Annotated in this window: 21 protein-coding genes; all 21 read right to left on the bottom strand. The window is 45.7% G+C overall.

Going from position 1 to position 19,884, the window contains the following annotated elements; genetic code table 11:
• Positions 1-33: 33 nt before the first annotated feature.
• The 21 genes from B2337_RS01390 to B2337_RS01290 all read right to left on the bottom strand — a co-directional run bounded on the left by B2337_RS01390 (position 34) and on the right by B2337_RS01290 (position 19,761).
• Positions 34-1,389 (bottom strand): globin domain-containing protein, encoded by a 1,356-nt coding sequence (locus tag B2337_RS01390; protein WP_292414356.1) that lies wholly within the window; start codon positions 1,387-1,389, stop codon positions 34-36.
• On the bottom strand, positions 1,389-2,105 hold the full coding sequence (locus tag B2337_RS01385; protein WP_292414358.1) for a ParA family protein: 717 nt from the start codon (positions 2,103-2,105) through the stop codon (positions 1,389-1,391). The genes B2337_RS01390 and B2337_RS01385 overlap by 1 nt, the downstream gene beginning before the upstream one ends.
• 3 nt (positions 2,106-2,108) lie before the next feature.
• Positions 2,109-2,567 carry a chemotaxis protein CheW gene (locus B2337_RS01380; RefSeq protein ID WP_292414360.1) on the bottom strand — a complete coding sequence of 153 codons (459 nt, stop codon included), beginning with the start codon at positions 2,565-2,567 and terminating at the stop codon, positions 2,109-2,111.
• Position 2,568: 1 nt separating this feature from the next.
• Positions 2,569-4,458, bottom strand: a complete 1,890-nt coding sequence (locus B2337_RS01375) for a chemotaxis protein CheA (RefSeq protein ID WP_292414361.1) — start codon at positions 4,456-4,458, stop codon at positions 2,569-2,571.
• Positions 4,459-4,469: 11 nt separating this feature from the next.
• Positions 4,470-4,832: a response regulator gene (locus tag B2337_RS01370; RefSeq protein WP_292360287.1), complete on the bottom strand. Its 363-nt coding sequence runs from the start codon at positions 4,830-4,832 to the stop codon at positions 4,470-4,472.
• Entirely contained in the window at positions 4,817-5,149 is a 333-nt protein-coding gene (locus B2337_RS01365; protein WP_292397442.1) for an STAS domain-containing protein, read from the bottom strand. Before B2337_RS01365 ends, B2337_RS01370 begins: the two co-directional genes overlap by 16 nt.
• A 138-nt stretch (positions 5,150-5,287) precedes the next feature.
• Positions 5,288-5,731, bottom strand: coding sequence for a flagellar export protein FliJ (gene fliJ, locus B2337_RS01360; RefSeq protein WP_292414362.1), 444 nt, complete (start codon positions 5,729-5,731; stop codon positions 5,288-5,290).
• A 37-nt stretch (positions 5,732-5,768) separates the two neighbouring features.
• On the bottom strand, positions 5,769-7,187 hold the full coding sequence (gene fliI, locus B2337_RS01355; RefSeq protein WP_292414363.1) for a flagellar protein export ATPase FliI: 1,419 nt from the start codon (positions 7,185-7,187) through the stop codon (positions 5,769-5,771).
• Positions 7,174-7,860 (bottom strand): flagellar assembly protein FliH, encoded by a 687-nt coding sequence (locus tag B2337_RS01350; RefSeq protein ID WP_292414364.1) that lies wholly within the window; start codon positions 7,858-7,860, stop codon positions 7,174-7,176. The genes fliI and B2337_RS01350 overlap by 14 nt, the downstream gene beginning before the upstream one ends.
• A complete protein-coding gene (fliG, locus tag B2337_RS01345) occupies positions 7,847-8,860 on the bottom strand; it encodes a flagellar motor switch protein FliG (protein ID WP_292360297.1) in 1,014 nt (337 codons plus the stop codon). Before fliG ends, B2337_RS01350 begins: the two co-directional genes overlap by 14 nt.
• Positions 8,860-10,551: a flagellar basal-body MS-ring/collar protein FliF gene (gene fliF, locus B2337_RS01340; protein ID WP_292360298.1), complete on the bottom strand. Its 1,692-nt coding sequence runs from the start codon at positions 10,549-10,551 to the stop codon at positions 8,860-8,862. The genes fliG and fliF overlap by 1 nt, the downstream gene beginning before the upstream one ends.
• A gap of 29 nt (positions 10,552-10,580) precedes the next feature.
• Entirely contained in the window at positions 10,581-10,913 is a 333-nt protein-coding gene (gene fliE / locus B2337_RS01335) for a flagellar hook-basal body complex protein FliE (RefSeq protein ID WP_292360300.1), read from the bottom strand.
• Between the two features lie 43 nt (positions 10,914-10,956).
• Complete coding sequence (locus tag B2337_RS01330; RefSeq protein WP_292414365.1) at positions 10,957-12,342, bottom strand: sigma-54-dependent transcriptional regulator; 1,386 nt, start codon at positions 12,340-12,342, stop codon at positions 10,957-10,959.
• Positions 12,339-13,523 carry a sensor histidine kinase gene (locus B2337_RS01325; protein WP_292414366.1) on the bottom strand — a complete coding sequence of 395 codons (1,185 nt, stop codon included), beginning with the start codon at positions 13,521-13,523 and terminating at the stop codon, positions 12,339-12,341. The genes B2337_RS01330 and B2337_RS01325 overlap by 4 nt, the downstream gene beginning before the upstream one ends.
• 127 nt (positions 13,524-13,650) lie before the next feature.
• On the bottom strand, positions 13,651-15,141 hold the full coding sequence (locus tag B2337_RS01320) for a sigma-54 dependent transcriptional regulator (RefSeq protein WP_292414367.1): 1,491 nt from the start codon (positions 15,139-15,141) through the stop codon (positions 13,651-13,653).
• Positions 15,142-15,280: 139 nt separating this feature from the next.
• A complete protein-coding gene (locus B2337_RS01315) occupies positions 15,281-15,598 on the bottom strand; it encodes a flagellar protein FliT (RefSeq protein ID WP_292414368.1) in 318 nt (105 codons plus the stop codon).
• Positions 15,599-15,604: 6 nt separating this feature from the next.
• A complete protein-coding gene (gene fliS / locus B2337_RS01310) occupies positions 15,605-15,994 on the bottom strand; it encodes a flagellar export chaperone FliS (RefSeq protein ID WP_292414369.1) in 390 nt (129 codons plus the stop codon).
• A 29-nt stretch (positions 15,995-16,023) separates the two neighbouring features.
• The gene (gene fliD, locus B2337_RS01305) at positions 16,024-17,388 is read right to left on the bottom strand and encodes a flagellar filament capping protein FliD (protein ID WP_292414370.1); all 1,365 of its coding nucleotides are present in this window, start codon (positions 17,386-17,388) and stop codon (positions 16,024-16,026) included.
• 47 nt (positions 17,389-17,435) lie between these two features.
• Positions 17,436-17,837 carry a flagellar protein FlaG gene (locus tag B2337_RS01300; protein WP_292414371.1) on the bottom strand — a complete coding sequence of 134 codons (402 nt, stop codon included), beginning with the start codon at positions 17,835-17,837 and terminating at the stop codon, positions 17,436-17,438.
• Between the two features lie 67 nt (positions 17,838-17,904).
• The gene (locus B2337_RS01295) at positions 17,905-18,738 is read right to left on the bottom strand and encodes a flagellin (protein ID WP_292414372.1); all 834 of its coding nucleotides are present in this window, start codon (positions 18,736-18,738) and stop codon (positions 17,905-17,907) included.
• A gap of 186 nt (positions 18,739-18,924) precedes the next feature.
• Positions 18,925-19,761 (bottom strand): flagellin, encoded by an 837-nt coding sequence (locus tag B2337_RS01290; RefSeq protein WP_292414373.1) that lies wholly within the window; start codon positions 19,759-19,761, stop codon positions 18,925-18,927.
• Positions 19,762-19,884: the final 123 nt, after the last annotated feature.

Raw genomic sequence — 19,884 nt, 5'->3', positions numbered from 1 at the left:
ATGAAAAGCAATGGCTGTGCCAAACTTGCAGATTCATGGACCAGCCTTTGAGGAAATCGCATGGATAAGATGCGTTAAGGCTTGTGTCTGTTGAGATAATTGGTGACTGATTTGTTCAATTGAATGGCGATTCTGGCTCTCCTTAACCAGAAGGTTTTGAGTCAGCTCCATTTCCAGTTGCCGGGCAAGCTCAATACTTTTGGTTAACTGTTGCTGCTGTAGTCCGGATTGAACCTTTAATGGTTGCAGCAATTGACTCAACTGCTGATTCAGGACGCGGATCTCCATTGAAAAGTCGCGTAGTTGACGTGCTTCATCACCAAGTTTTGCCGCTTCCACTGTACAGTTTAAAGCCAGCAAACTGGTTTCAAATACAGCGTCATCTATTTCCTGCAACATCCCCGTCAAATGACCGTTTTGTGTTTGTACTTCATTAAGGACTTTTTCAAGTGACGTTAAAAGATTACTGTGTATTGTTGAGACACCAGTGGTTGACGATGTTTTGGGGTCTTCCGGATGTTGACTTACTGCCGCAGTTTGCGGATAACACTCAAGCAAAAAACCTTCCGGTTCATCATTTTTATACAACACAGAAATTGTCACTCTCAAATCGAGATCCGCATAATGCAAATCAATGCTTCTCGGTAACTGCTCAAAGTTACTGAACCAGTCGATTGGAAAGGGTGTTTTTTCGGCAAAATGTTGTAGAGAAGCCCCGGTAATACTGTCAAAACTGATATTAGGGAAAAAATGTTCAAGACTGGCTTGGTGTTTATTTAACAAACTTTCAGCGGCCGCATTGAGATAACGAACCACCAAATTCAAATCCATCATCACCATTGGAGTTGCAGTTTGAGCTACAGCTAGCGATGTAAGTGCACACTCCGCAGTGGAGTTTTGATTTGTCTGATTAACCGCTTCAGGGTCTGTAACCTGCGTGACGGGTGTTTGCATCAACTCGGCGACATACTCAAGAATGTTGCGCCAGGCTTGCTGTAACGGTTCATTCCATTCCTGCTCAGAAAACTCAGAAATCACCGATAACCAGTTTTCAATAAACATCTCGTAATGCGAAGCTTCGACACCATATTGTTGATGACGAACACCTAATCCCTGCAGGTAATCCTCAATTATTGCTGAGTCACGTAAATGCTTAATCAGCATAACCATGGAAGCCAGTAACTTTTTATGCTGTCCTTCAATTGTTACTGATTTGAATAAAGTCGTGGTCTCAGGGTATTCAGCAAATAAGCGCTGATAAAAGCGCTCAGCCAAAGCGTCGCTGAACCCCATCAGCGTAGCAAAATTATGTTCAACCAGCGTGATATCATGCTCAGCCAAATCAGCTGATTCACTGACCAGATTTTGTCGTAGCGCATTTTCAGCCATTAATCTGCTCTTCCCAACAGCAAATCGTTTGCCAGAGATTGATAATCTGCCGGATTGGCAGACTCGTTATCGTATATCACCGTTTTCAGCACTCGCTTCGGAAAATACTGCGTTAATAAATGACCAAACTGGTAAGCAAAATCACTGCCATCCGGTAATCTATTTAAACACAGCCATAATCTTAATGACTCTGCTCTCAACTTCGACACCCGTTGCAATACGGGTAACATTTTTATCATACCGCGTAGTGCTCCGTGTCCTGCAGAAACCGGAATTAACATATCTGTAGCCGCTAACACCGCATTGGTCCCTAACAACCCCGATAAGGCTGCACAGTCAATTAGAATAATATCTGCATCTGCCTGTATTGTCGAAGTAAGTAATTGCTTCAGTTGCATACCGAGTTTTGCCGAGGGTGTTTGTTGCTCGTACAAAAGCAGCTCCGGACCGGATGCAATAAGCGATAGATGCTCAGTTAAGGGCAGTAATAGCTCGCTTGCCAAAGCATTATCACTTAACAGGGCATCCATTCCTGGTTGCGTTTCAGGCACACCGAACTGTCGGCTTAAATCAGACTGGGGATCCAAATCCAGCATTAAAACCCGATAGCCCATTTCTGCCAGGATAACACCTAAATTTGCAGTGACCGTGGTCTTCCCAACATCATGCGTTTGGTTCATCACCGCAATGATGCGCTTGGCTCCTTGCTCAGACATCCCTTACGCTTGTTCCTTAATCAATTGCTCAAATAATTTACTGATATCAAGCCAATGGATTTTTTGTGAATGATTGTCCAACACAGCCTTCAAACAAGGATGAACCGCTGAGCTTGATGACATTTTATGCAGATCTTCCTTGAGCAAAACGCTACTGAGATCTGTTACACAAAGCGCCAACCAGCGCTGTGAGTCCCGAGGATGGCGCAATAACACAAGTAACGGATAAGCCGATTGAATCGCTGGCTCAGCGGAACCTATCAGTTCATTCAGATTGACGACCGGTACAATTGCATTACGAATATGTGCCACGCCTGACAGCCAATCGGGTGTATGTGGCAATTGAAGTATATCCTCCAGTGCGAACACACTGACAATACTATGGACTGGCACCATGAACTTTTGGTGACTGATCACCATCAACTGGTAAATATCCTGATTTAAATGCACTTCGCTGGTCATTTCAGCTTTCACCAAGGTTTGAGAATGACATCAACAATCTGCCGGGCTCGAGCAATAAAGCCAAACTTCCCTCAGGCAATATGGCAACCCCTTTAACGCCACTCAGATGACGATAGTGTGGACGCAAGGATTTGATTAACAACTGCGCCTGTTCTGCCAGACGCTCCACTTGCACGGCAAAAAAATGGTTTTCCGCATTCAATACGATGATAAAGGTCGCCTCATCATCTTCAGGCTCAGGTGCCAATTGCAGAAACTTACCGAGATCGAACAAGGGAATTTGACGACTATCATCCGTAATAAACCACTGCTTGCCATGCTGCCAAATCACTCTGTTGCTATCAAAAGCATAACTATCGATTAAATTGATTAACGGCAATGCAACTGTCTGCCCGGAAACGCTGACCAGCTGAACATCAACCAGAGAACGCTGAACAGGAATATTCATCGTAAAGCAACAGCCTTTTCCCTGAGCAGAGACCAACTCAATACTGCCGCCCAAATCGGTAACGTGCTGCTTGACCACATCCAGCCCGATACCTCTCCCGGAAATAGCATCGGCCGATTTAGCCGTTGAAAAACCCGCACGAAAAATCCACTCGCTGAGTTGCTGACTGTTCTTTATTGAGTTCTGAATGTTAATGCCCATTTGCCTGGCTTTTGCCAGAATCTGTTGCTCGGACAGTCCCGCTCCATCATCACTGAAACGGATTAATAACTGCTCATCGATTTGCTCGGCGGATATATGAATCTGCCCATTAACGGGTTTGCCGGACTGTTGACGCTGTTCAGCGGATTCAATTCCATGCGCCAGCGCATTGCGTAACAGGTGCATCAAGGGATCCATCAATGAATTGATGATCAGACTATCCAGTTCAATGGCTGCAATATGCATATGCAGTTGTACGGGTTTATTGGTTTTTTGTCCCAGATCAAAAGCCATCCGAGGCAATCTGGCAAAAGCATCAGCCAAAGGGCGCATCGTAATCTGTAACAGCTGTTGCTGTAACAGTTGCTGCTGGCGCTTCATCGCATGATTACGACGCGACAAACGAACCTTATCCGTATGATTTAACTGGTCTGTCAACGCAATAGCTTTATATAACTGCGACTGCAGCGTTTGAGAAACAGTGAGTAATGAATCCAGATCCGCTTCATTCAGTTTGTAACGATTTGGCTCAATGAGCCGGTTGGTTTGGGGTAAAGCCAGTAAATCTATGGTTAAATCACACAGATGTTTTACCCATTCGAATTGAGTCGCCAGCTTTTTATAATCCAGTTCTGCTTTAAGGGTGATCTGCCAGCGCAGATAACATTGAAATGGATCAAAATCAGCAAAATCCGGCAATTTATCAGTGAATACCGAGACTTTAACAGGCCCCAAATTACGTAATGCCCTGATAATACGTAAAGGATCATGACCGTTTTCAAAAAACTGCCGGTGCGGTGCAAAATCAATTTGCCAAACTGAACCATTTATTTCCTGAGGGAGCCTGGCATTTGATGGTTCTTGAGTACGCTGCACCTGACTCTTCAGCATAGCGATACAATCTGCCAGATTTCCGTTCTGCAACTGCGGACTTAATTCAGGTTCATTTAAGCTTTGGCGGCAATAGTCAATTGCTGTTAACAACGTTTCACTATCCTGCACACTGAGTTGCTGTTTATCTTCCAAAAAACTCTCTATGGCATGGCAGACCTGCGCCATAACATCATGACCAAAACTGGCTGCCGTACCTTTCAAAGAGTGCAGTAATCTGCGCGTTTCTTGCGGCTCATTGTAGGCCGATACCTCCTGTAATGAGGATACTGTCCATTGTTCTATTTGCTGCAATGTCTCCAGCGCTTCTTCTTGAAAAGCGGCTGTTGCAGAAGATAATGAAGGTTTCATTGATATCAGATTTAATTCAACAGTGAATTAACCGTCAGGACCAACTGCTCAGGGTCAAACGGTTTTTTCAACCATCCGCTGGCCCCGGCGCTGCGTCCAATTTGTTTTTTATCTTCATCTGTTTCGGTCGTTAACAGCAGCACGGGAGTAAACCGGTATTGCGGTAGTTGGCGAAGCAGCACAATGAATTCCGGCCCACTTAGCTGTGGCATATTAAAGTCACTTAATATCAAATCGAACTGCACTTCAGACACCATTTCAAGCGCCTGTTTACCATCTTCTGCGCACAACACCTCATGATCGGAATTCTGCAAAATAATTTGCAGCATTTGTCTTAACGAAGGCGAATCATCCACTACTAATATGCTGGCCATCCTAGTTTTTCTCCATTGCCTGATTCGTCTGATGACTGCTGGTTTTCCATTGTAAACATTAATCCTGATAAGTTGACTGCATCCTGAAAGTTCTCACTCATATCTGACCAAACTACCTGAATACCGTAATGTTGTGCCTGTTGATAAAATTGATACAACAATTGCAGAGCTGCGGTGTCAATTTTTTGTAATCGACTGACATCGATATAGATACTGTCTCCAGCAAGCAATAGTTTCAGACAATGCAAATACCAAAGCTCCAGTTGAGTAATGGTGAGCTGCACTCCGCAATCCAGCGTTGTTTTTGTATGCATCATAATTATGGCTTTTCAAATACTGTTTTTGACAAAAAAAAACTTGGAGGCAACACGTTATCCATTGGCAAACCTATCAAAATTCCAAGCTGCACGGAATTTTCCGCTTTTTAAAGGTTGATGCAGAGACTATGCCAGTGTTTATTTATGTCTGCGCGCCCAGAGCATAGCAGTATGTTCATCTGCCAACCGCTGTTCCAGTTTTTGCTGTCGTTGTTCGGCTTCGTTTTGGTAGCGATCTTTGAGGGATTCGATTGAACGTTGTTTATTTCTGGCTTCCAGCCATCGCTGTTGTTGTTTTTGTGTCTGAACAAAACAGCGTTCAACCTGACTCTGTTGTAAGCGTATAGCCTGATCTAACTGAGCCAGAAAATTTCGTAAATCAATGGCTTTGCGTGCGCTCATCTGTAGCGCATCGCCTTGTCGAAACTGTTGCAGATATTCTTCACGATATCGCAATAAGTCATTGAGCTGATGTCTTTCCTGATCTAATACGTTATTGGCCTGAACCAAGTCTTGCATGGCCTTATCCGTCTCACGGCCAGCCATTTCAATCACTGGGTTTAGTTTAGTTGCCCGTGTCATGTGCTCATAAACCCCGTATAAGAAAAGTTAAAAGCAATTAGAAATTGCGTTGTTCCGCTTGCATCAGCTGTCCATTTAACTGTGGTTGATTACTCATTTGTCCAAAAGACAGTTTTTGTAATGCCTGAATGCTGTTATTCCAATCATGCGCCACATGCATATCCTGTTTCAACATTGCTGATAAAGCCGGATAACGATTAATTGCTTCATCAATATGTCGATCACTGCCAGCCTGATAGGCTCCAATAGTAATAAGATCCTGATTTTGTCGGTAAGTGGCATAAATCTGCTTGAATTGCTGCGCCAGCTGTAAATGTTTGGCATCCACCACCTGCGGCATGACCCGGCTGATCGATGCTTCAACATCAATAGCAGGATAATGACCGGCTTCAGCTAATTGTCTGGATAATACAATATGCCCATCCAGAATGGCACGGGCCGCATCAGCCACCGGATCCTGTTGATCATCACCTTCAGTCAGGACGGTGTATATCGCGGTAATTGCACCGCCACCTACTTCACCACTGCCGGCTCGCTCAACCAGTTGCGGCAATAATGAAAACACTGAAGGTGGGTAACCTTTAGTGGCTGGCGGTTCACCTACCGCAAGTGCAATTTCCCGCTGCGCCTGTGCAAAACGCGTCAGTGAATCCATCAGCAATAAAACCTGTTTGCCCTGATCCCGAAAATATTCCGCAATACTGGTAGCCAACATGGCACCATGCAAACGCATCAATGGTGAATGATCTGCTGGTGAAGCTACTACTACGGCACGTTTCAAACCTTCTTCACCAAGAATATCTTCTATAAATTCTTTTACTTCACGTCCCCGTTCGCCAATTAACCCCACGACGATCACATCGGCTTCGGTAAAACGGGTCATCATACCCAGCAATACACTTTTGCCCACACCACTGCCGGCAAACAGACCCATCCTTTGTCCACGGCCAACGGTCATTAACGCGTTGATTGCCCTGACACCGACATCCAGATGCTGTCTGACCGGGGCGCGTGATAACGGATTGACGATTTTTCCATGCAGGGGAGCTTTATCTTTTACATTCAATGGTCCGCGACCATCCAGTGGCTTTCCGGCACCATCAACGACCCGGCCCAATAAGGCTTCGCCTACCGGAACCTGGGAATCACTGCGAATCGGTCTGACACGTGCATTAGGTACCAGACCACGAATGTTGCCAGTCGGCATCAGATAAAGCGTTTCGTCATGAAAACCAACCACTTCAGCTTCAACCGGTTCACGTCCCGGGGCATAAATTTCACATCGGCTGCCAACGGATGCTTGAAATCCAACCGCTTCCAGGGTCAACCCCACCATACGGGTTAAACGTCCTTCAACTGTAATCGGAGTCTCTTGATCGGCTGCTAATCGCGCGTGATGTTGTTGCAACTGCTGTTGCAACGCTAAAGCACGATTATTGGGTTCAGGAGGATTCATAGTGATTGTCTTGACTCAATAACCGTGAAATCAAATTGTTGAGTCGTGTTTCAACCGTGGCATCAATCGTGGTATCCGCAGTGACCAACTTTACTCCTCCGCGAGTCAACAGCGGATCTTCATACCACTGCCAGCCGGCATCCTCATCCAGTTTCAGGCCATTTTTGACCAGCTCCATATCTTCGGGATTCAGATAGACCTTAAGCTGGCGATCACTGACCGGTAATACAGCCAATGCCTCTCTGACAGCTGTGATGACAAGCTCCGGTTGCTGGCGGATCTCTTGATAAATGATTTGTCGGGTCAGCAGACTAAGCATGGCAAGCAAATCCTGCTCGACAAGGGCGTCAACAGCTTTAAGTGGTGCATGAAGACTGTCTATTAAGGTTTTCCAATGTTGTGATTGCTGCTGAATATCGGCTTCACCCGCTTTGATACCAGCCTCATGGCCTTGCTGATAACCTTCATCATATCCCAGTTTAAAACCTTCTTCCTGGGCAGCCTGTTGAACGGCTTCTATAGCTTCAACCGTAAGCGGGCTTGCATTTTCAGCTTCTACATCAGAAACCGAGACAACGCGTGGAACCTCCCACCGCTCATACGCGTTGGCTAACTCTTCGGCAGATAAAACGTTGGCATGTTCGGTCGTATAAAGATCATCAGATGAAGTCATCACCACCACCGCCGCTACCTAATGCAATATCACCTTTATCGGACAGCATCCGCGCGGTAGCCAGAATGGATTTTTGTGCGGCCTCGACATCACTGACACGCACTGGTCCCATGGCTTCGAGATCATCACGTAGCATTTCCGCCGCACGCTGAGACATGTTTTTAAGAAACTTCTCTTTAAGATTTTCGTCAGCACCTTTAAGTGCTAGCTGTAATTGATCGGTTTGAATTTCACGCATCAGCGTCTGCATACCGCGATCATCGACATCAATCAGATTATCAAAGACAAACATCAGATCTTCGATATTCTGACCCAGATCCGGTTCTGCCTCTTTGATCTTTTCCATTATGGCCGCTTCACGACTACCCTCAACAAAGTTCAGAATATCCGCCGCCGTTTTCGGACCACCCACTGTGGCCGTTTGTCCACCAGCATTGCCACTGAATTGTTTTTCCAGGATCTCATTGAGTTCGTTCAGTGCTGCAGGTTGTACGCCATCCAGGGTTGCAACGCGAAGCAGAATGGCTGCCTGATCCCGTTCAGGAAACATTCCAAGAACCTGTGCCGCCTGATCTGAATCCAGGAAGGAACATACTATCGCCACTATTTGGGGATGCTCCAGACGGATGACTTCATAGATAGCGCGTGCATCCATCCATTTTAATTGTTCAAGACCGTTCGTGTTACCACCGGAAAGGATCCTGTCGAGCAAGCCACCAGCCCGTTCTTCACCCAACGCGCCGACCAGCATTTTCCGAACATAATCATGGGACCCAATGCCAAGGCCGGTCTCCTGCTCAACAGTAGTGACAAAACTGCCTAAAACAGTTTCAACTTCACCACGCGTCACATTGCTTAATGTCGCCATGGCCTGACCGATTTTCTGAACCTCTTTTGGTCCCATATGTTTTAGTACTTGAGCAGCATCTTCCTCACCTATCGAGCGAAGAAAAACAGCAGCTTTTTCAGTACCTGTTAATTTACGGGGTTGTTCGGCCATTATGCATCACTCGCTGCCCAGTTTTTTACCACTTGCGCTACCAGCGCAGGGTCCTGCTGTACTAAGCTACGAATATTAGTCAAATGCTGTTCAACGCGCTCAGAACCAGTCGTCAGTTTAGCAATATCCTCTCCATTTTTACTACTTGCTGCCAAAACCTGTTCTGCCGACATGCCTTCCGCGTTTTCACCGGTTTGATTCGCTAACTGTTTATCTGGGGATTTATTCAGATCCCTGAAGGCTGGCCGTATCAACCCAAAAATCAGGAATAATACAACCAAGGCTCCCAGTACTTGCTTACCAACCTCCCAAAACCATGGTTGTTCCCACAAAGGAATACTGGGCAAAGGTTCAGCTTCAACCGGTGTAACAAACGGAGCACTGACTACATTTAAACTATCACCACGTGCCATATTGAAACCGATAGCATCCATAACCAGGGTATTAATCCGCGCCATTTGAGCATCATTCAACGGCGTACTCACCATATTACCTTCAGCATCTGTGGTTGCGGGTTCATCAACCAGCACAGCAACACTCAACTTACGAATACTGCCAGGTGCCAGGCGACTATGGCTGATCGTACGATCCAGTTCGAAGTTGCGGGTACTGCGTTTCGTGCTGGAGCCAGGTGTTACCGTGTTGGTGACCACTTCACCATCTTCCCCAACATTTTCCTGCACTGCCTGTTCCGGAGCGACTCCACCACCAGGAGGTTGGTTGGTTAGGGCTCCAGGTACCCCCATAGGGCCCAGTCCTCCAACGCGTTCTTCTTCGGCAAGCTGTTCACTGCGTAATGCTGCCAAATCCGGGTTGTAACTCTCCTGAGTTTGTTCAGTCACGGTAAAGTCAACATCAGCAACGACCTGCGCACGGACACCATTCATCCCCACGATCGGTGTCAGGATATCTTCAATACGACTGATATATAACTGTTCAAGCTTTTGGGTGAACTCCAGCTGCGTATCACTCAATGCCATGCTGCTATTGCGTTCTGGCTGACTAAGCAAATTACCGCGCTGATCGACTACAGTAACATCCGAGCTTTTCATATTCGGAACGCTGGCAGCCACCATATGCGTAATAGCGGCAATATGACCTCGTTCCAAGGTTCTGCCAGCATACATATTCAGCACTACTGACGCGGTGGGCGGTTTACGTTCACGAACAAAGACAGATTGTTTTGGAATTGCCAGATGCACCCGGGCACTTCTGACATTCTGTAATTCAGCCACCGAACGGGCAAGCTCCTGCTCCATCGCGCGTTGATAGCGAGCCTGCTCAATAAACTGACTGGTGCCAAAACCCTGTTCCTGGCTCAGAATCTCCATGCCCTGTGCTGAGCTACGTGGCAAACCTTCCGCCGCCAGACGTAAACGCAAGCCCTGAACTTCTGACGCCGGAACCAGTAATGCGCCTGACGTTGGATCCAGCTTATAATCGATTTTCATCTGCTGCAATACATTGGCAACTTCAGATGACTCCTGCGCCTCCATTCCTGAAAACAACACCTGATAGGAAGGTGTCTGCGACCACATAAATACGTAACCACCCACAGCAATACTCGCGGCAATGGCTAATAAAAACATGATTTGTTTGGTCACCGGCTGGCGGGAAATATTGTTTTGCATCACCGCCAGAGGAGAATTGGCAGCAAATGTATTCGTTTTTGTAGCAGGTACGTTTTCCATGTTTCAGCTCTTCAGTTTAACCAGCAACATTAAATCGACATTCTCATGACTTCCTGATAAGCCTCGATAAGCTTATTACGCACCTGGATAGTTGCATCGAAAGCCACACTGGATTTTTGTGAAGCAATCATAACGTCAGTTAAATTCACACTGGGATCACCCAACTCAAAAGCGGTTCTTAACTGACTCGCAGTTTGTTGTGTCTCATTCACCTTATCAACAGCATTTTTCATCAAATCGGCAAAATCAACTCGTCCGCTGGACAAATTTTGCTCTGCCGGCATGGGCATGGCTTGATTTGCCTGAGTTTGCATAGCCCGCATTTGTGTCAGCAGCTGGTTGGGATCAATCGCTTTTATCATAAGAATCTTCTCGCTTTGTGTGACTTGGTTGAGCTTGGTTTATTTATGCAGACTTCTTGCCAAATTTTCCGGGAATGGCAACCCCCTGTTCACGAAAACGAGAAATCTTGTAGCGTAACGTGCGTTCGCTGATACCCAGTTCTTTTGCAGTTTCACGTCTGCTGCCCCGATGTTTGGCCAGCATGTCGAGAATATGACGCTGTTCATGACTGCGTAAATCATCCGCATTAACCGTCAGTGCATCAGAATTATCGTCCACCATCACTGGTACAGGGGTTACTTCAGTATTGCTTTGCTGAGTTCCGGCCAGGGTTTCGTAGGCAAGGTCTTCGGCCTTGATTACTGCGCCTCGCTGTAAAATCAAAGCGCGCTGAATAACATTATCCAGTTCACGCACATTGCCTCGCCAGCTGTGCCGGGACAATTTGATTTGTGCTTCATTATCAAAATGGGGCGCCACCTTTCCACTGTGCTGACAATGACGCTCAAGTAACTGCTGAGCCAATGGCACAATATCTTCCGGTCGTTCGCGCAAAGGTAATAACTGCAAAGGAAAAACGTTTAATCGATAAAACAAGTCTTCGCGGAAACGACCGGCCTTTACTTCTTCACGAAGTGTGCGGTTAGTGGTTGCCAGTACACGTACATCCAGCGATAAGGTTTTTCTTCCTCCCAGGCGCTCTACTTCCCGCTCTTGCAACACCCGCAATAATTTAGCCTGTAATGAAATATCCATTTCGGTAATTTCATCCAATAAAATCGTGCCTTGATTTGCCTGTTCAAATTTACCGGCATACGCTTGAGCTGCGCCGGTAAATGCCCCTTTCTCATAGCCAAACAATGTTGCTTCGAGCATGGATTCAGGGATCGCAGCACAGTTAATCGCCACAAAGGGTCCGTCTTTACGAGGTGAGTGGCGATGGATAAAGCGTGCCAGAACTTCTTTACCGGTACCGCTCTCGCCATTGATTAACACCGTGGCATCGGTTTCAGCCACGCGTCTTGCCAACGATTGTAAATCCACAGAGGATTTAGCGGCAGCCACCATATCATCACTGGCTGGTAATGTGCGTACATAACGCTGTACGCGTTGCAGCAAATCATCGGCTTCAAATGGTTTCATCAGATAATCACAGGCACCTTCATGCATGGCTTCTACGGCACTTTGTACTGAACCATAAGCGGTCATCAGCACCACTGGCAGAGAAGGCAGCATGGCGCGCGCTTTTTTCAACAGGGTATGTCCATCCATTGGTTGCATCTGCAAATCACTGAGTAACAATCCTATGGGTTCATTTGCCAGCTTATCCAAAGCTTTCTGGCCGTGGTCAGTCGCCGTGACCTGATAGCCTGCAAGTTCCAGCGTATCGCATAAAGCAATACGTAAATTTGCATCATCTTCAACCACCATAATCATTGACTGCGTCATGATTTCACTCCTGTTTGCATTGTTTCCTGGGGGGTATTCATAGGACGGTAAACTGGCAGTCGAAGACAAAATGTACTGCCAACGCCTGGCTCACTATCCAGCCACAACATACCTTTATGTGCCCGGGCAACCGATTGCACAACTGCCAAGCCCAGACCGGTTCCTGCTGAACGCGTGGTATAAAAGGGTTGCAGAATCTTCTCATAATCAGCCTCTGCGATTCCGTCACCATTATCTTCAATACTGATTTCAATAAACTGCTGCTGATCTTCTTCAGCATACTCGGCGTGAATCGTAATTTTTCCTGTCTCACCACAGGCCTGGCGTGCATTATTCAGTAAGTTGTTCAATGCACTGACCAATGCCGGCTGACTGCCATATACATAGCCATCGTTGACCAGATTACTCACCTGTACATTCAAGGATTCACTTTCGGGCTGCGCGATAAACTGCTGAACCAGTTCATCGACTAATTCACTCACACTGACCGGTGCCGTACTATTCATATCGCCACGCGAGAATGCCAGCATATTGCGAACCAGCTGTTCCATATGGCTCAAACTGTCATGTAAACGGCGGGCGAATTTCAGTTGCGTCGTTTTTTCAGTTTCGGGCTTGAGTAGCGGTGCAAGATACAATGTGGCGGAGGATAAAGGGGTGCGGATTTGATGGGCCAGGCGTGCTGCCATTTCACCCATTGCAGACAAACGCTGCAAATGCGCCACTTTACGCTGCAGTTGACGCGTTTCTGTGACCTCCTGAAGCAGGATAATTTGTCCCGGTTCTTTATCTAATGGACTGGTAGAAATATGCACCAGACGGCCATCAGCCAGCGAGACATCATGCCCATCATCCTCACGTGGTTTAAAAGCCCGTTTGATGACATCAATCCAACGTTGACCAGTTAATGGTTCGCCAAGCAGATTAATAGCCACCTGATTACAGTCCTGAACCAAACCCGTACCGTCAATCACCACTACACCACCGGGAATGACTGCTAACAAGCTACTGAGACGATCCGCAATACGGCTCTCTGAAGCTGATGTTTTTTTATGACTTACTGGTGGTGTCCAAACAGGATGATTTTCAGCGATAGCAGCCATGGGCCGTTTCGTTGAGTGTGTTGACTTGGTTGCAGGGCGTTCACTCTGGGAAGAGGATTCAGGCCATTTCAGGTTCATCTATTTTGCTCCACTAAAGGGTTTCCGATAGTGTTTCTGCAAAATACATGCCCTGTTTTTTAACTATTAAATATCAATGACTTATATTTAATTATTTTATTTCGGAGTCAAAATTCAGGCACCTATATCAGGTGATTTCAACATCACGTTGAATACCATATTTGCGCATCTTCTCCACTAATGTTGTTCGGCGCATTTTGAGCCTGCTGGCTGCATGGGCAACAACCCCGGCCGCTTCATCCAATGCTTGTTTGATAAGCAGATATTCCAAATTGGCCAGATGCTCCCTTAAATCCAATCCGTCTTCCGGAAGCGCCTCCATTTTAATTGCCCCATTATCGGAATGACTTGCTCCATTTAATGGTGCAACAGAATCACTGGCTGCATTCTCTTTGACAACCACCTTTAGTGCAGCTGATGTTTCAGGCCGAGCAGAAATAGCCGCGGTAACAACTTCCGTCAGAGGTTCGCCGTCAATTTGATATTTTTCTGGCAGATCATCAAAATCAACTGTGCCATAGGGATATAAAATCACCAGCCTTTCCACCACATTAGCAAGCTCTCGAACATTTCCGGGCCAGCTGTAACGACATAACGAAGCGATTGCCGCCGGGGTAAATCTCACAGCCCCACGGTTTTCATGTTCTATGCGCTGGGTCAGCTCATGAATCAGTAATGGGATATCTTCTGGTCGTTCACGTAACGCTGGCATATCAATCGGAAAGACGTTTAAACGATAAAACAAGTCCTCTCGGAAACGACCATCATCAATATGGGTTTCTAAATTACGGTGAGTTGCCGCAATGACTCTGACATTGGCTTTTTGCGTTTTATTACTACCAACCCGTTCAAACGTTCTTTCCTGTAATACCCGCAACAGCTTGACCTGCATGGGTAATGGCATATCCCCAATTTCATCAAGAAACAGGGTGCCACCTTCGGCCATTTCAAAACGTCCTTTTCGGGCCGTTATCGCGCCAGTAAAAGCGCCTTTTTCATGTCCGAACAGTTCACTTTCAAGAAGCTCACCGGGGATCGCGCCACAGTTTACTGGCACAAAAGGTTTTTCCCGACGGGAAGAAAAGTAATGTAAATTGCGGGCAACCACTTCCTTACCCGTCCCGGATTCCCCCAGAATCAATACATTTGCTTCAGAATCTGACACCTGCTGAATCATTTTCTGAACCCGCTTCATTTTTACACTGTTTCCAACCAAGGAGCGAAACAATGGTTCGGTTTCAACTGTATTTTGAGCCTGATTTTTATAAACCGAAGCTTGCTGTAAGGCATTACTTAACTGAGGATACTTAACAGGATAATGCAATGCGCCGATGGTACCGGGGAATTCGCCAGTAACATTTTGAGGATAATCAAGGGTGAAAACCGGAACTCTTGCTTCATGATTGACCAGTTCACGAAGTAATTGTTTGGTCTGGCTGCTCCCTCCACAATCACCAACCAGCGCCAACGCAATATCATTTAAATCATCAATGCTATCAAACCAACTTTCCATGTCCTTCACCACCACTGCGTGGCAATTCAAAAACGCAATAAGCGTGGAAAGCGTTTCTCGGCGTTGGGGGTCAATATCTATCACCAAGATATTACACGCATTCATAACTGCTCCTGAAGACAAGCTCACTCCGTACCTGACGGTATCACTACAAGGATTTGTGAAATCAAGTTAAGCACTTTACGGTTAGTTGTCAAAAAAATGACACTAAATTTGGGAACTTTATCAGAATTAAGTACGCTAACTAATTGGATTGATAAGCAGTTACGGCTTTTTGGGTGAATTTTGCGTCACGCATTTGCAGCTGAAGAGACTGTTTCCCTTTTTGGCAATGCGCAATAAGCTCATTATTAGTATCAATGAGCCTTTGTAAGTCTGTTGACATCTTTTCGATTTCAACAGAGCTATCGGCTAAGGGAAATAGTGCTTCTAGCAAAAGTTGTCTTTCTTTTTCGATAGGATCAAGTGCTTCCCAGTTATGCTGTTTAGACAAATTCAGCATGTTCTGAGTGAGTTCCAAGGCCTGTTGCAACATTTCAATTTTATCGTCTGAATTTGACATAAAAGATTAATGAAACTCGGCGGGAATATTATCCCATCCTGCTTTAACTTCCATCAGCAAGCTACTGACTTCATCCAGAATGGCAACATCATTCTTTACATTGGCTTCCAGCAATCTTCGGCCCATATATTCATAAAGTGAGTCAAGATTAGCCGCAACCTCTCCACCTTTTTGCGCATCCAGGCTGGTTCGCAGTCCCTGGATAATATTCATTCCCCAAGTGATCTGACGACTTTTTTCAGAAATATCGTTACGAGCAATACAGCCTTTGGCCGTAGCGATTTTTGATAATGCGCCTTCCATCAACATTTGAATAATACGATGAGGGGAGGCAAAGTTTACTTCGGACTCTACGGAACCCCGCCCATAACCTTCCAGTGCTTTTTTATTGATCATGTTTTGCATCATCCTAATTTCGCTCTGTATTAATTATTTTTATTATTCAAAGAAGCTAATTGCTGCGTTAAAAAGCTCGACGTATTATTTAAGTTGCTGACTAATGTATCCAATGCAGTGAATTGTGCTCTTATCCTTGCCTCTACAGAAATCAGCCTATCTTCCATCCTTAAAATCTGGTCATCAATCCCTTCAACTTGAGTTTTTAACCCGTCTTCACGGGAATCGATAAGACCATCACTGGCTAACCAACCATTGGCCAGAGTTGACAGTTTAGCAGCAAAACCACCATTCTCTGAGGCAAACAAATTAGTAAAAGATTCAAAATCGGTATTCATAATATCTGTGATGCGATCCGAATCAACCTCCATAACACCCTGTTTATTGATCGAGACACCCGCTTCTATCAGATAGCTAAAAGAGGAGCCGTCAATTGATGAACCAGCATTCAGAACATCAAAAATTTGCCTTTCCAATGATAAAAGGGTGCTATCCGCTTCCAGTTGACCGCTACGTTGTTTGTTAATTTCAGAGCGCAAATCATTAAAAGCCTGAGCGAATGCCTCTACCGCTTCCAGAATTTGTTCGTCATTCCTTGTAACACTCAGGGTTGAAGAGCCCACTGAAGCAGCATTGATGGTAACCCCATCAATAGCACCGGTAATCGTATTGGAATTGCTGCTGACATCAAAGCCATCAATCCTGACCAGAGCATTTTGTGCTGACGAGATTGGCGGACGGAATTCAACACCACCTTCCGGATTATAGGCTAAAGCCGATAACCCAGTTTCATCGGTATTGTTACCGTCACTATCTGTCACACTTATCCGTAAAGCATTGTCGACTCCAGTTTCTCTTGAAGACAGAACTAAACGAGCACCTTCATCACCGGTAACGATTGTAGCCGAAACACCACTATTGTCGGTCGCGTTATTAATAGCATCCCGGATACCAGCCAACGTGTTATTGGTGCCATCAATAGTCAGTTCGAAACTCTCGGCTCCGATACTGATATTGATCGTACCTTCTCCAACAACGGTATTGGAATCGGTATAGGCTTTGGTGGCAATTTTGTCCCTTTCTGCCAGACTCACTACTTCAATATTGTAGTTTCCCGCAACGGCCCCACTTGAAACGGAACTGGTAAAAACAGACTCGCTTCCGCTGGTAGCCTGATAGACTTGAAATTTCTCAGGTGAGTTAAGATTGGACATCGCTGTCTGGAAATCGGAGACTTTACTTTTCAATGAGCCATAAGCACTTATCTGGGCATTAACAAATGACTTTTTCGTCGTTAAGTTGTCGATTGGCTGACGTTCAATTTCCATCAACTTAGTGACAATGTCGTTTACATCTAGACCAGACCCGATGCCTGGTGCTTGTATTGTAGCCATGATAATGCTCCCGATTAGTGTGTGATTTTAAGCAAATTACACGCCAATCAAACTCTCATTTCCAATAGCATACCGCGATACTCTTCCAGAGAGCTGCGGACTACTAATAATTCTTCAGCAGGGATCTGTCTGATAAGTTCATCCGTCTCCGAATCAATTACCTTGATCACAGTATCACCACTTTGATCATCCACTGAAAATTGTAAAGAGCGATTCAGATTCTGCATGTAGCTATTAAGCTCAACTACTCGTTCCTGAATCGCTACCAATTGCTCTTCCGTCGCTGCCAATTGATTGGAGAGTGTATTCGGTTGAGATAGAGAATTAACCCGTTGTGTTGTACCAAGCCCTGAAACAACTTCAGCAGGAACATTAGTGTCCTGCTGAATATTGCCAGAAGTTTGTAATGACAACGAATCAGTTTTAACCGTGAAATCGTTTGTAGTCATTCCTTCATCCTCCAAGAATATCGGGTAATCGCTTCCCGGCTAACTGCCGGGAAGCCCACCCGGTAACTTATCCGAGTAATGAAAGTGCTGTCTGAGGCAGTGTATTCGCCTGCGCCAGAATTGAAACACCAGCCTGTTGCAAAATCTGTGAACGCGTCAGGTTAGCAGTTTCAGCAGCAAAGTCAGCATCTTGGATACGGCTTCGTGCAGCCGTCAGGTTTTCTGCGTAGTTTTGCAGGTTAGAAATAACCGCTTCAAAACGATTTTGCAGCGCACCATATGTAGCACGTGACTGGTTAACGGTATCTAATGCTGCGCCTAAGGCGGAAAGTGCAGCAGATGAACTCGCAGCACTTAACACATTAACAGTACCAGTGGCAGTCAGGCTGGCATTGTAACCCGCTATCGCTGTCATAGTTACGGTTGATACTGAAAGTTGGTTAGATGCAGCACCGCTGGCACCAACCTGGAAGGTCAATGACGTTGCCGCACTTAGCAGACCATTACCAGCAAATTCAGTGGTCTGAATGATACGTGAGATTTCCTGAGTTAACTGATCCACCTCAGCCTGAATACCGGTACGGTTGCCAGTCGTGGCGTTAGCTGATTGCACCGCCAACTCACGGATACGCTGTAAGTTATTACCAATTTCACCTAATGCACCCTCAGCGGTTTGGCCAAGAGAAATACCATCAGAGGCGTTACGGACAGCCTGATTAGTACCACGGATATCACGAGTCAGCTGTTCAGCAATGAAAAGACCTGCTGCATCATCTTTTGCGCTGTTAATACGCAGACCAGATGATAAACGTTGCAGTGATTGGTTCAGACTGCCTTGTGATGATTCAAGATTACGCTGTGCATTTAAAGATGCCAGATTCGAGTTTACAATAAGCGCCATGAGAATTCTCCTAGGCTTTTAAGGGCATTTTGCCCCACTAAACATGGCGGACAGACTGTGGAAAACCCAGTATTTACCGCCTCCGAAATGTTTAGCGACCAGCGATTATTTTTCTTTAATCTTTTTTTCAAAAAACTCGATAGGCAGCAATAGCTTATTTTTCCGGACGATTTGAACTCATCAAATTTAGCCCTGTAACAAGGTTAATGCACTTTGTGGCAAACTGTTTGCCTGAGCCAGAATTGAGGTACCAGCCTGCTGCAGTATTTGCGCTCTTGTCAATCTTGCGGTTTCAGCAGCAAAATCAGCATCTTCAATCCGACTACGCGCAGCCGTCAAATTCTCGGCATAGTTCTGTAGATTTGAAATAACGGCTTCAAACCGATTCTGCAAAGCACCATAAGTTGCACGAGTCTGATTTACTGTATCAATATCAGTTGATAATCCTGATAAAGCAGCAGATGCATTTGCTGCATCACTCACGTTAATTGTACCGGTTGCAGTAAGGTCCAGAGAATAACCACCAATACCGGTAATATTAACCGTATCCAAAGTTACCTGATTATTTGTTGAACCACTAGCGCCCACCTGGAAGACCAGAGAAGTTGCGCCACTGAGCAGTTTGGTTCCACTAAATTCAGTGGTTTGAACGATACGGGAAATTTCCTGAGTCAACTGATCGACTTCTTTTTGTAAACCGCTACGATCACCCACCGTGGCGTTTGATGCCTGTATAGCAATTTCACGAATCCGCTGCAGGTTATTGGCAACCTGGCCTAACGCACCCTCTGCTGTCTGTCCCAAAGAAATACCATCTGCCGCATTTCGAACGGCTTGATTGGTTCCCCGAATATCTCGAGTAAGTTGTTGAGCGACAAAAAGACCTGCAGCATCATCTTTGGCGCTGTTAACTCGCAAACCAGAGGATAAACGCTGTAAAGCTGTATTCAGATCATTTTGTGAAGTGCTCAGGTTACGCTGAGCATTCAAAGATGCCAGATTACTATTGACGATTAGTGCCATAACACTCTCCCTAATTGAGCGATTCTATTCAGAACCTGCCGGTGTTCCGAACAGGTATAAAATCAACTAAGCAGTGTTCGTGCCAATAATCTTTATTTTTTCAATGCAGTATGTCTAAACCCA

The organism is Methylophaga sp. UBA3192 (genome assembly GCA_002363955.1).
Taxonomy (GTDB): domain Bacteria; phylum Pseudomonadota; class Gammaproteobacteria; order Nitrosococcales; family Methylophagaceae; genus Methylophaga.
The sequence above is the reverse complement of the archived record's forward strand: the minus strand, read 5'-3'. Positions and strand labels throughout refer to the sequence as shown.